Source organism: Streptomyces muensis (assembly GCF_021474425.1).
Lineage (GTDB): Bacteria > Actinomycetota > Actinomycetes > Streptomycetales > Streptomycetaceae > Streptomyces > Streptomyces muensis.
The window spans coordinates 1-12,226 of sequence record NZ_JAKEIP010000247.1; the positions used below are offsets into that span (position 1 = coordinate 1).

General features: G+C 72.5%; 11 protein-coding genes. 9 read left to right on the forward strand and 2 right to left on the reverse strand.

The window, feature by feature from the left end; translation table 11 throughout:
* The 3 genes from L0P92_RS35695 to L0P92_RS35705 all read left to right on the forward strand — a co-directional run.
* Positions 1-753 (forward strand): DUF5819 family protein (locus tag L0P92_RS35695; RefSeq protein ID WP_234767210.1); only part of this gene is annotated, 753 nt, incomplete at its 5' end.
* Complete coding sequence (locus tag L0P92_RS35700; RefSeq protein ID WP_234767211.1) at positions 750-1,976, forward strand: HTTM domain-containing protein; 1,227 nt, start codon at positions 750-752, stop codon at positions 1,974-1,976. The genes L0P92_RS35695 and L0P92_RS35700, both read left to right, overlap by 4 nt.
* A complete protein-coding gene (locus L0P92_RS35705; protein WP_234767212.1) occupies positions 1,973-2,740 on the forward strand; it encodes a TrmH family RNA methyltransferase in 768 nt (255 codons plus the stop codon). The genes L0P92_RS35700 and L0P92_RS35705 overlap by 4 nt, the downstream gene beginning before the upstream one ends.
* 45 nt (positions 2,741-2,785) lie before the next feature.
* On the opposite strand, the gene paaN is transcribed toward L0P92_RS35705, so the two are convergent.
* Complete coding sequence (gene paaN, locus L0P92_RS35710; protein WP_234767213.1) at positions 2,786-4,480, reverse strand: phenylacetic acid degradation protein PaaN; 1,695 nt, start codon at positions 4,478-4,480, stop codon at positions 2,786-2,788.
* 160 nt (positions 4,481-4,640) lie between these two features.
* Between paaN and L0P92_RS35715 the strand changes: the two genes are divergently transcribed.
* Positions 4,641-6,158 carry a 3-hydroxyacyl-CoA dehydrogenase gene (locus L0P92_RS35715; protein ID WP_234767214.1) on the forward strand — a complete coding sequence of 506 codons (1,518 nt, stop codon included), beginning with the start codon at positions 4,641-4,643 and terminating at the stop codon, positions 6,156-6,158.
* Positions 6,155-6,745 carry a TetR/AcrR family transcriptional regulator gene (locus tag L0P92_RS35720; RefSeq protein ID WP_234767215.1) on the forward strand — a complete coding sequence of 197 codons (591 nt, stop codon included), beginning with the start codon at positions 6,155-6,157 and terminating at the stop codon, positions 6,743-6,745. The genes L0P92_RS35715 and L0P92_RS35720 overlap by 4 nt, the downstream gene beginning before the upstream one ends.
* A 152-nt stretch (positions 6,746-6,897) precedes the next feature.
* On the opposite strand, the gene L0P92_RS35725 is transcribed toward L0P92_RS35720, so the two are convergent.
* Positions 6,898-7,383, reverse strand: a complete 486-nt coding sequence (locus L0P92_RS35725; protein ID WP_234767220.1) for an Lrp/AsnC family transcriptional regulator — start codon at positions 7,381-7,383, stop codon at positions 6,898-6,900.
* A gap of 190 nt (positions 7,384-7,573) precedes the next feature.
* On the opposite strand from L0P92_RS35725, the gene pdhA reads away from it, so the two are divergent.
* From pdhA to L0P92_RS35745, 4 genes are all read left to right on the forward strand, one after another.
* Complete coding sequence (pdhA, locus tag L0P92_RS35730) at positions 7,574-8,710, forward strand: pyruvate dehydrogenase (acetyl-transferring) E1 component subunit alpha (RefSeq protein WP_234767216.1); 1,137 nt, start codon at positions 7,574-7,576, stop codon at positions 8,708-8,710.
* Positions 8,707-9,711 carry an alpha-ketoacid dehydrogenase subunit beta gene (locus L0P92_RS35735; RefSeq protein ID WP_234767217.1) on the forward strand — a complete coding sequence of 335 codons (1,005 nt, stop codon included), beginning with the start codon at positions 8,707-8,709 and terminating at the stop codon, positions 9,709-9,711. Before pdhA ends, L0P92_RS35735 begins: the two co-directional genes overlap by 4 nt.
* Positions 9,711-11,156, forward strand: coding sequence for a dihydrolipoamide acetyltransferase family protein (locus L0P92_RS35740; protein WP_234767218.1), 1,446 nt, complete (start codon positions 9,711-9,713; stop codon positions 11,154-11,156). Before L0P92_RS35735 ends, L0P92_RS35740 begins: the two co-directional genes overlap by 1 nt.
* 67 nt (positions 11,157-11,223) lie before the next feature.
* Positions 11,224-12,216, forward strand: a complete 993-nt coding sequence (locus L0P92_RS35745; RefSeq protein ID WP_234767219.1) for an NTP transferase domain-containing protein — start codon at positions 11,224-11,226, stop codon at positions 12,214-12,216.
* The last annotated feature ends 10 nt before the right edge of the window (positions 12,217-12,226 follow it).

A 12,226-nucleotide genomic window follows, 5' to 3' on the forward strand; every position in this document is an offset into this window, starting at 1 on the left:
ACAGCCCCCGAACCGCGCACCGGCGTCGCCGCCCTCTCCCTGCGATACCAGATCGGCGCCGCGCTCGCCCTCGCGGTCGTGGCCATAGCCGTCTGCGTCCACATAGGCATGGTCTTCCTGCACGTCGCCCCGCCGAACACGGTCACCAAGCAGCACGGCAAGGCGATCGACGACTGGATATACCCGGAGTTCGAACAGAACTGGAAGCTGTTCGCGCCCAACCCGCTGCAGCAGAACATCGCCGTCCAGGTCCGCGCCGAGGTCGGCACGGCGGACGGTGGCACCCGCACCACCGGCTGGTACGACCTGTCGGCCCAGGACGGCCGGGCCATAGACGGCAATCTGCTTCCCAGCCACACCCAGCAGAACGAGTTGCGCCGGGCCTGGGACTTCTTCGTCGCCACGCACGACGCCCAGAACCGTCCCGTGGGCCTGCGCGGCGCCCTGTCCGAGACATACCTGCGGCGCATAGTGGAGCTGCGCCTCGACCGGGCGAACGCGGCCGGTGAGGGCGGCGTCGTCGAGCGTGTCCAGATCCGCTCCCGCACCACCAATGTGCGGCCGCCGAAGTGGAGCGACGAGCAGGTCTCCGACAAGCCGACCGACCGGATGCTGCCCTGGTGGTCGATACAGGCGGACAAGTCAGACAAGGCAGATAAGGCGGATAGCGCGAACACGGCAGGCGGCGCGGGCAAGACCGTGGGCGCGGGCCGGGCGGGTGCCCTGCGCGGGGCCGAGGAGGGCGCCCGGTGAGCCGCTTCGCCCTCGCGATCTCCGCGGCCATCGCCCGGGTCACCGAATCCGCCCTCGGCCCCTACCAGACGGCCGTCATCCGCATCGGCTTCACCGCGACCTGGCTGCTGTTCCTGCTGCGCGAGTTCCCCAACCGCCAGGAGCTGTACGGCCCCGACGGCCCCTGGGACTTCGACCTGGCCCAGCAGCTGATCGGCACGAACGGGTCCTTCACCGCCCTGATCTGGTCGAGCGGCCAGTTCTGGTTCGAGAGCGTCTACGCCCTCGCCGTGCTGACCAGCGTGCTGCTGCTGCTCGGCTGGCGCACCCGCACGATGTCCGTGCTGTTCATGGTGGGCGTGCTCTCACTGCAGAACCGCTCCATCTTCATGGGCGACGGCGGCGACAACGTCCTGCACCTGATGTGCGTCTACCTCGTGTTCACGCGCTGCGGCCAGGTCTGGTCGCTGGACGAGCGCCGGGCCAGGCTCGCGCGCGAGGCACGCGCGCGTGGCGAGCGGAACCGGCCCGACCGGATCGGCCCGGTCCTGTGGAGCGTGCTCGGGCTCGCGCTGGTCGCGGTCACCGTGACCGGCCGCCTGGACGGCGACCTGACCGTGCCGGTGATCCTTTGGGGCGTCTGGCTGGCCCAGGCCGTGTGGTGGCTCGTGGGCCGCCGCGCGTCGACCGCCGAGCCCCGCATCCTGCTCGACGTCGTCGGCAACATCGTGCACAACGGCGCCCTGCTGGTGATCATGGCCGAGGCCTGTCTGATCTACGCGACCGCCGGCTGGTACAAGATCCAGGGCTCCCGCTGGCAGGACGGCACCGCCGTCCACTACCCCCTCCACCTCGACTACTTCTCGCCCTGGCCCGCCCTCGCCGAGCTGCTGTCGTCCAGCGGCCTCATGGTGATGCTCATCACCTACGGCACGGTCATCGTGCAGGTCGCCTTCCCGTTCACGCTGTTCAACCGGCGCGTCAAGAACGTCCTGCTCGCCGCGATGATCACCGAGCACGCCGTGATCGCGGTCGTCCTCGGACTGCCGTTCTTCTCGCTGGCGATGATCGCGGCGGACGCGGTGTTCCTGCCGACGACGTTCCTGCGCCGGCTCGGCGGCTGGGCGGCACGCGCGCGTGGCGGCCTGTCGCGGCTGCTGCGCCGCGACGACGACGGCACGGAACTGCCCGGACCCCGCGGCCCGGAGAACCCCGAGCACGCGCACGTAGGCTTCACGGCATGACCGTGACCTCCTGGAACCGGCTTGCCGCCACCTCGGTGCTGCTCGACGGCTTCCACGCCCTCAAGCACGCCGTGCGCTTCGGAGCCGAGGTCCCGGTGGCGGTCGCCGTCGACCGGGCCGCCGCGCTCGCCCTCGCCGAGGAACTGGCGCCGGACGTACGGGACACCCTGGACGAGCTCCTGACCGAGGTCCCGGAATCGACGTACACCTCCCTGGTGCCGCGTCCGCACCCCACGGCCGTCGCCGCCCTCGCGGTACGTCCGTCCCGCGCCGCCAACCTCGACAGGCTGGCCCGCATCCCGCGCGCCGCCCCCGTCGTGGTCCTCGACCAGCCCCGCAACCTCGGCAACGCGGGCGCGGTGATCCGTCTGGCCGCCGGCTTCGGCGCGACCGGCGTGGTCACCACCGGCACCCTGGACCCCTGGCATCCCACGGTCGTACGCGGCGGCGCGGGCCTGCACTTCGCGACGGCCGTGGAGCGCCTGACGGTCCCCGAGCTGCCACCAGGTCCGCTGTACGCCCTCGACCCGGAGGGCGACGACATCCGAGGCGTCAAGCTCCCGGACGACGCCGTCCTCGCCTTCGGCTCCGAGCGCAGCGGCCTGTCGGCCGAACTACGCACGCGTGCCGACCACTTGCTGTCCCTGCCGATGCGCCCCCAGGTCTCCAGCTACAACTTGGCGACGAGCGTGGCCATGACCCTGTACCACTGGAGCACCGGCACGGGAGCGCCCCTTCAGGGGCGCGGGGAACTGCGCGACTAGCCACAACGAACCGGCAGCCGCGCACTCAGCACACCTCCCGAGCTCTTAGGCTTCCCGACGAACCTCCACAACCCGGAACCGGTTCGCCACGAACGCCCCGTCGCACAACGCCGAGTTGGCCGCCGGATTGCCCCCCGACCCGTGGAAGTCGGAGAACGCGGCGGTCTGGTTCACATACACCCCGCCCGTGAGGTTCAGCGACAACTGCGCGGCCTCCTCCAGGCAGACCTCCTGAACCGCGCCCTCGACCTCGTCGTCGGTCGTGTACGCCCCGACCGTCATCGCCCCCTTCTCCCGTACCGTCCGCCGCAGCAGCTCCACCGCGTCCGACGCCGAGTCGACGGCCACGGCGAACGACACCGGCCCGAAGCACTCGCTCATGTACGCGGCCTCGTCGTCCGGCTTCGCCCCGTCCAGCTTGACGATCACCGGCGTACGGACCACCGCGTCCGGGAACTCCGGGTTGGCGATCTCCCGGGAGGCGAGGGCGACTTCGCCCAGGCCCGCGGCGGCCTCCAGCCGGGACTTGACGTCCGGGTTGACGATCGCGCCGAGCAGCGCGTTCGCGCGGGCGTCGTCGCCGAGGAGGCCGTCGACCGCGCGGGCGAGGTCGGTGACGACCTCGTCGTAGGTCTTGGGGCCCTCGTCGGTGCGGATGCCGTCGCGGGGGACGAGCAGGTTCTGCGGGGTGGTGCACATCTGGCCGCTGTACAGGGACAGCGAGAAGGCCAGGTTGGAGAGCATCCCCTTGTAGTCGTCCGTCGAGTCGACGAGCACCGAGTTGACGCCGGCCTTCTCCGTGTAGACCTGCGCCTGGCGGGCGTTGGACTCCAGCCAGTCACCGAAGGACGTGGAGCCGGTGTAGTCGATGATCCTGATCTCGGGGCGGGTGGCGAGGGTCTTGGCGATGCCCTCGCCGGGTCGCTCGGCGGCCAGCGCGACCAGGTTCGCGTCGAAGCCGGCCTCGGCGAGCACCTGCCGCGCGACCTGCACGGTCAGCGCGAGCGGCAGCACCGCGCGCGGGTGGGGCTTGACCAGGACCGCGTTGCCGGTGGCCAGGGACGCGAACAGACCGGGGTAGCCGTTCCACGTCGGGAAGGTGTTGCAGCCGACGACCATCGCGATCCCGCGCGGGACCGGCGTGAACTGCTTGTTGAGCGCGAGCGGGTCGCGCTTGCCCTGCGGCTTGGTCCACTCCGCGGTGTCGGGCGTGCGGACCTGCTCGACGTACGCGTACGCCACCGCCTCCAGGCCGCGGTCCTGCGCGTGCGGGCCGCCCGCCTGGAACGCCATCATGAAGGCCTGGCCGGAGGTGTGCATGACCGCGTGCGCGAACTCGTGCGTCCGGTCGCTGATCCGCTTGAGGATCTCCACGCAGACCACCGCGCGGATCTCCGCGCCCGCGTCCCGCCACGCGCGCATGCCGGACCTCATGGCCGGCAGCAGCTCGTCGATGTCTGCGTGCGGGTACTCGACGCCCAGCTCGATGCCGTACGGGGAGACCTCGCCGCCCACGAAGCCGTCCGTGCCGGGCTGGCCGAGGTCGAGACGGGTGCCCAGGAGGGCGTCGAAGGCGGCCTTGCCCGCCGCCATGTCCAGGCTGCCGTTCTCGCCGTAGGCCTTGGGGTGCTCGGGGTGCGGGGACCAGTAGGCGCGGGTACGGATCGCCTCCAGCGCCTGGTCGAGGGTCGGCCGGTGCTTGGCGATCAGCTCGTGGGCGGTCAGTTCGGCGGTGGCCATGCGGGACCAACTCCTCGTCTGAAGAGCTCTTCGTCGAGCTCATGACCTGGGCAGAAACATGGGCAGGAACGGGCGGTCAGAGTTAGAGTAACCGAACGATCGGTCGGTTCAAGGGGGTCCGCCGCATCTGTGGAAAACCCCGTGCGGGAGGATCGCGCACATGACAGCACTCGACCTCAGCAGCCCCGTGGCCGTGGTCGGCACCGGCACCATGGGCCAGGGCATCGCCCAGGTCGCGTTGGTCGCGGGCCATCCCGTACGGCTGTACGACGCCGCTCCCGGGCGTGCCCGGGCCGCGGCCGACGCGATCGGCGCCCGGCTCGACCGGCTCGTCGAGAAGGACCGCCTCACCGGCGCCGACCGCGACGCCGCCCGCGCCCGTCTGCTGCCCGCCGAGGAGCTCGCCGACCTCGAGGACTGCGCCCTGGTCGTCGAGGCCGTCCTGGAGCGCCTGGACGTCAAACAGGAGCTGTTCCGGGAGCTGGAGGGCATCGTCGGCGAGGACTGTCTGCTCGCCACCAACACCTCGTCCCTGTCCGTCACGGCCATCGGCGGCGCCCTGCGGCTGCCCGGCCGCTTCGTGGGCCTGCACTTCTTCAACCCGGCCCCGCTGCTTCCCCTCGTCGAGGTCGTCTCCGGGTTCGCCACCGACGTCACGTACGCCACGCGCGCGTACGAGACGGCACGCGCCTGGGGCAAGACGCCGGTCGCCTGCGCCGACACCCCCGGCTTCATCGTCAACCGCATCGCCCGGCCCTTCTACGCCGAGGCCTTCGCCGTCCACGAGGCGCAGGGAGCCGACCCGGCGACCATCGACGCCGTGCTGCGCGAGTGCGGCGGCTTCAGGATGGGCGCGTTCGAGCTGACCGACCTGATCGGGCAGGACGTCAACGAGTCCGTCACGCACTCCGTGTGGCAGTCCTTCTTCCAGGACGTGCGCTTCACGCCCTCGCTCGCCCAGCGCCGCCTGGTCGAGTCCGGCCGGCTCGGCCGCAAGAGCGGGCAGGGCTGGTACGACTACGCCGAGGGTGCCGAGCCGGACGAGCCGCACACCGCGGAGAAGGCCTCGCCGCCCGCCTACGTCGTCGCCGAGGGCGACCTGGGCCCCGCCTCCGAACTGCTCGCGCTGATCCGCGAGGCGGGCATCCCGGTCCGCGAGGAGGACGAGGACCACGGCACCCGCCTGGTGCTGCCCGGCGGCGGCCAGCTCGCGCTCGCCGACGGCCAGACCTCGGTGGAGTTCCGGGACGTCGTCTACTTCGACCTCGCGCTCGACTACCGGCGGGCCACCCGGATCGCCCTGTCCGCCTCCCAGGACACCTCGCCGCAGACCCTCGCCGAGGCCACCGGCCTCTTCCAGGCGCTCGGCAAGCAGGTCAGCGTCATCGGCGACGTCCCCGGCATGATCGTCGCCCGCACGGTCGCCCGGATCGTCGACCTCGCGCACGACGCCGTCGCCAAGGGCGTGGCCACCGAGGAGGACATCGACACCGCGATGCGGCTGGGCGTGAACTACCCGCTCGGCCCCTTCGAGTGGAGCCGCAGGCTCGGCCGCAACTGGGCGTACGCCCTCCTGGACGACCTGCACCTGCGCGACCCCTCGGGGCGCTACGCGCCGTCCCTCGCGCTGTACCGCCACGCGTACGCCTCCGACAAGCGGGAGGGCAACACCTCATGACCACCGCCAAGCGCGACACGTACACCCCGGAGACGCTGCTCTCCGTCGCCGTGCGGGTCTTCAACGAGCGCGGCTACGACGGCACGTCCATGGAGCACCTCTCCAAGGCGGCCGGCATCTCCAAGTCGTCGATCTACCACCACGTCACGGGCAAGGAGGAGCTGCTGCGCCGCGCCGTCAGCCGTGCGCTCGACGGGCTCTTCGGGATCCTCGACGAGGAGCACGCGCGCGTGGGCCACGCCGCCGACCGCCTCGAACACGTCGTCCGGCGCATGGTCGAGGTGCTCATAACCGACCTGCCGTACGTCACGCTGCTCCTTCGCGTCCGCGGCAACACCGACACCGAGCGCTGGGCCCTGGAACGCCGCCGCGACTTCGACCACCAGGTCGCAGAACTCCTCAAGGCCGCCGCCGCGGACGGCGAGGTCCGCGCCGACGTGGAGGTACGCCTCGCGACCCGGCTCGTCTTCGGGATGATCAACTCCATCGTGGAGTGGTACCGCCCGGACGGCCGCGGCATGAACGAGCGCGAGGTCGCGGACACGGTGGTGCGGCTGGTGTTCGGGGGGCTGCGACAGCCGGGCTGACGGCTGCCTGCGGGGCGGTGTCGGCTCCGGTTGGGCAACGCCCTTAAGGGGCGCGGGGCCGCATCGATGTGCGGCTCCGCCGCGCGGGCGCGACCAGCCACGACGGCGCCGCAGACGAACGACGGCATGCTGCGGCTCTACCAGCGGAGCGCTCAGCCCTGCGGCTCCAGATCCTCCTCCTCGAACACCAGCAGCGTGCGGGTGCTGAGGACCTCCGGGATCGCCTGGAGCCGGGTGAGGACCAGTTCGCGCAGGGCGCGGTTGTCGGGGGTGTGCACCAGGAGCAGGACGTCGAAGTCGCCGCCCACCAGGGCGATGTGCGAGGCGCCGGGAAGCTGGCGCAGCTGCTCGCGGACCGTGCGCCAGGTGTTCTGGACGATCTTGAGGGTGATGTAGGCCGACGTCCCGTGACCCGCGCGCTCGTGGTTGACGCGGGCACCGAAACCGCGGATGACGCCGTCCTCGACGAGACGGTTGATGCGCGCGTAGGCGTTGGCGCGCGAGACATGGACCCGTTCGGCGACAGAGCGTATCGACGCGCGGCCGTCCGCCTGGAGCATCTGGAGGATGTCCTGATCGATGGCGTCGAGCGGGCGCGCCGGTGGCAGGGGGGCGCCGCCGTCCGGGCTTTCGGCCATTTGTTCAGGCGCCATGTCCCCCCACCTTCCTCCCGTGGACGTACTGCGTTCATTGGAGGCTGTGGAGAACCGTTTGTCCACAGCCTGAGGGTGCCTGTAGCCAAAATGTGCCGACGACCGAACAATCGGTAGGTGAGGCGCCTCACAGTCGACGCGCCTCCCGTAGCCGCTCCCACGAGGAGGTGCCGTCATGACGGTCATGGAGCAGCGAGGCGCGTACCGGCCATCGCCGCCGCCCGCCTGGCAGCCCCGCATGGACCCCGCGCCGCTGCTGCCCGACGCCGAGCCGTACCGCGTGCTCGGCACCGAGGCGGCCGCGAAGGCCGACCCGGACCTGCTGCGCCGGCTCTACGCCGAGCTGGTGCGGGGCCGTCGGTACAACGCGCAGGCGACCGCGCTCACCAAGCAGGGCCGCCTCGCGGTGTACCCGTCCAGCACCGGCCAGGAGGCCTGCGAGGTCGCCGCCGCGCTGGCGCTCCAGGACCGCGACTGGCTGTTCCCCAGCTACCGCGACACCCTCGCCGCCGTGGCCCGCGGCCTCGACCCGGTGCAGGCCCTGACCCTGCTGCGCGGCGACTGGCACACCGGATACGACCCGTACGAGCACCGCGTGGCCCCCCTGTGCACGCCGCTCGCCACCCAGCTCCCGCACGCCGTCGGCCTTGCGCACGCCGCACGCCTCAAGGGCGACGACGTGGTCGCGCTCGCCATGGTCGGCGACGGCGGCACCAGCGAGGGCGACTTCCACGAGGCGCTGAACTTCGCCGCTGTATGGCAGGCGCCGGTCGTCTTCCTCGTCCAGAACAACGGCTTCGCGATCTCCGTCCCGCTCGCCAAGCAGACCGCGGCCCCGTCGCTGGCCCACAAGGCCGTCGGCTACGGCATGCCCGGCCGCCTGGTCGACGGCAACGACGCGGCCGCAGTGCACGAGGTGCTGAGCGACGCCGTACGGCACGCCCGCGCGGGCGGCGGCCCGACGCTGATCGAGGCGATCACCTACCGCGTCGACGCGCACACCAACGCCGACGACGCCACCCGCTATCGCGGCGACTCCGAGGTCGAGACCTGGCGCGGGCACGACCCGATCGCCCTGCTGGAGCACGAGCTGACCGAGCGCGGCCTGATCGACGAGGCCGGCATCCAGGCAGCCCGCGACGCCGCCGAGACCATGGCCGCCGACCTGCGCGACCGCATGAACCAGGACCCGGCGCTCGACCCGATGGACCTGTTCGACCACGTCTACGCCGAGCCCACGCCGCAACTGCGCGAACAGCGCGCCCAGTTGCAGGCGGAGCTGCACGCTGAGTCCGAAGGGCCGCACCGATGACCACCGTCGCCGTCAAGCCGGCCACCATGGCGCAGGCCCTCACGCGCGCGATGCGCGACGCCATGGCAGCCGACCCGTCCGTGCACGTCATGGGCGAGGACGTCGGCACGCTCGGCGGCGTCTTCCGCGTCACCGACGGACTCGCCAAGGAGTTCGGCGAGGACCGCTGCACGGACACGCCGCTCGCCGAGGCGGGCATCCTGGGCACTGCGGTGGGCATGGCCATGTACGGCCTGCGCCCGGTCGTGGAGATGCAGTTCGACGCGTTCGCCTACCCGGCGTTCGAGCAGCTCATCTCGCACGTCTCGCGCACCCGCAACCGCACCCGCGGCAAGATGCCGCTGCCGATCACGATCCGCGTCCCCTACGGCGGCGGCATCGGCGGCGTCGAGCACCACAGCGACTCCTCCGAGGCGTACTACATGGCGACTCCGGGGCTCCATGTCGTCACGCCCGCCACCGTCGCCGACGCCTACGGCCTGCTGCGCGCCGCCATCGCCTCCGACGACCCGGTGGTCTTCCTGGAGCCCAAGCGGCTGTACTGGTCGAAGGACACCTGGAACCCGCAGGACCCGCCGAGCGTTGAACCGATCGGCCGCGCGGTGGTGCGGCGCTCGGGGAGGAGCGCCACGCTCATCACGTACGGACCGTCCGTGCCCGTCTGCCTCGAAGCCGCCGAGGCGGCCCGGGAGGAGGGGTGGGACCTGGAAGTCGTCGACCTGCGCTCGCTGGTGCCGTTCGACGACGAGACGGTCGCCGCCTCGGTACGGCGGACCGGGCGAGCGGTCGTCGTACACGAGTCGGGCGGGTTCGGCGGACCGGGAGGGGAGATCGCGGCCCGGGTCACGGAGCGCTGCTTCCACCACCTGGAGGCGCCGGTGCTGCGCGTGGCCGGGTTCGACATCCCCTATCCGCCGCCGATGCTGGAGCGTCACCACCTGCCCGGCGTGGACCGGATCCTGGACGCCGTGGGGCGTCTGCAGTGGGAGGCCGAGAGCTGATGGCACAGGTGCTCGAGTTCAAGCTCCCCGACCTCGGGGAGGGGCTCACCGAGGCGGAGATCGTCCGCTGGCTGGTCGAGGTCGGTGACGTCGTCGCGGTCGACCAGCCGGTCGTCGAGGTCGAGACGGCCAAGGCGATGGTCGACATCCCCTGCCCCTATGCCGGAGTGGTCACGGCCCGGTTCGGCGAGGAGGGCACCGAGCTGCCCGTCGGGGCGCCGCTGATCACGGTCGCGGTGGGCGCGCCCGCCGAGGGCGAGACCGAGGGCTCCGGGAACGTCCTGGTGGGCTACGGCACCTCCGAGGCACCGGCCCGGCGCCGCAGGGTCCGGCCGGGCACCCCGACGCCACCGGCCGCCCAGCCGGCGAACGGCGCCGCCACGCGTGAGGCCACCCCGCCCGCCGAGAGCGTGGCCCGACCCGTCGGCACGGCGGCGGGGCACGGCGCCGCGAGCCACGGCCCTGCAGGGCCTGGCAGGGACACCGCGGCGGCCGACGAGGAGACCCGAGGCGAGGGCCCCGTGCCCGTGATCTCCCCGCTGGTGCGCCGTCTCGCCCGCGAGCACGGCCTGGACCTGCGGGAGTTGCACGGCTCCGGGCCGGACGGGCTCATCCTGCGGGCCGACGTCGAGTACGCGCTGCGCGCCGCCGAGGTGCACGGCCGCACCGCGCAGCCGGCCGCCGAGCCGCACCCGCGCGTGACGCCGGCTCCGGCGCCCGCGGCGCAGGCCCCCGTCCGCTCCTCCGCCCCCGCGGGCGGCATCCGCACACCGCTCAAGGGCATCCGCGGCGCCGTCGCCGACAAGCTCTCCCGCAGCCGGCGGGAGATCCCGGACGCCACCTGCTGGGTGGACGCCGACGCGACGGAACTGATGCGGGCACGCACCGCGATGAACGCGGCGGGAGGGCCGAAGATCTCCCTGATCGCCCTGCTGGCCCGGATCTGCACGGCCGCCCTGGCCCGGTTCCCCGAGCTGAACTCGACGGTCGACATGGAGGCCAGGGAGGTCGTCCAACTCGACCAGGTGCACCTCGGATTCGCCGCGCAGACCGACCGCGGACTCGTCGTCCCGGTCGTCCGGGACGCGCACGCGCGGGACGCGGAGTCGCTCACCGCGGAGTTCGCCCGGCTGACCGAGGCGGCCCGCACAGGCACCCTCACCCCCGCGGAACTCACCGGCGGCACCTTCACGTTGAACAACTACGGCGTGTTCGGCGTCGACGGCTCCACGCCGATCATCAACCACCCCGAGGCCGCGATGCTCGGCGTCGGCCGCATCATCCCCAAGCCGTGGGTGCACGAGGGCGAGCTCGCGGTCCGGCAGGTCGTCGAGCTCTCGCTCACCTTCGACCACCGGGTCTGCGACGGCGGCACGGCGGGCGGCTTCCTGCGCTATGTGGCGGACTGCGTCGAACACCCGGCGGTGCTGCTGCGCACGCTGTGACGGATCCCCCGGGGACCGCTGCTTCCCCTGCGTTCCCTGTGATCGCGGAGGCACGCATACTCGGGGGGTGACCGCGTACGAACCGACCGGCGCACCGGACGCCGCCACTGCCGGACACGACGTCGCCTACGACGCCGTCGTGCTCGCCGGGGGCGGCGCGCGACGGCTCGGCGGTGCGGACAAGCCCGGTGTGCGCGTGGGCGGGCGCCCGCTGCTCGACCGGGTGCTCGCCGCCTGCGCCGACGCGCGGACCACCGTCGTCGTCGCCGAGCCCCGAACGACCGCGCGGCCGGTGACCTGGGCGCGTGAGGACCCGCCCGGCGGCGGCCCGCTCGCCGCCCTGGACGCCGGACTGCGGCACACCACCGCGGAGCAGGTCGTCGTCCTCTCGGCCGACCTGCCCTTCCTCGACGAGCGCACGGTACGACGGCTGCTGTCCGCGCTGCGTGCCGCAGACGCCGACGGCGCGCTCCTCACCGACGCCGACGGCCGCGACCAGCCCCTCGTCGCCGCGTACCGCGCGACCGCGCTGCACCGCGAACTGGCCGCGCTCACCCGGGAGAACGACGGCCTCACCGGCCTCCCCCTGCGCCGGCTCACCGGCGCGCTCGCACTCACCCGCGTCCCCGACCCCGTCGCGTCCTTCGACTGCGACACCTGGGACGACATCGCCACCGCCAGGGCACGCATCAGGGAGCATGGGCACGTGTTGGATGAATGGATTTCCGCAGTCAAGGACGAACTCGGCCTCGACCTCGACGTCGACACCAAGCTGCTGCTGGACCTCGCCCGCGACGCCGCCCACGGCGTGGCCAGGCCCGCGGCCCCGCTGACCACCTTCCTCGTCGGATACGCGGCAGCGCAGGCCAAGGGCGGCCAAGGCGGCCCCGAGGCCGTCGCGGAGGCCTCCCGCAAGGCCGCCGCGCTCGCCCTGCGCTGGGCGGAAGAGGCCGCCGCCCAGCGCAGGGCCGTCACGCTGTCGGGCCCGCCCGGCGCGCCCACGACCACGTCCGGGGTGTGCAACGCGGCCAGGTTGAAGCCGGTGACCTCGTCGGCGTAGCCGTCGTCGC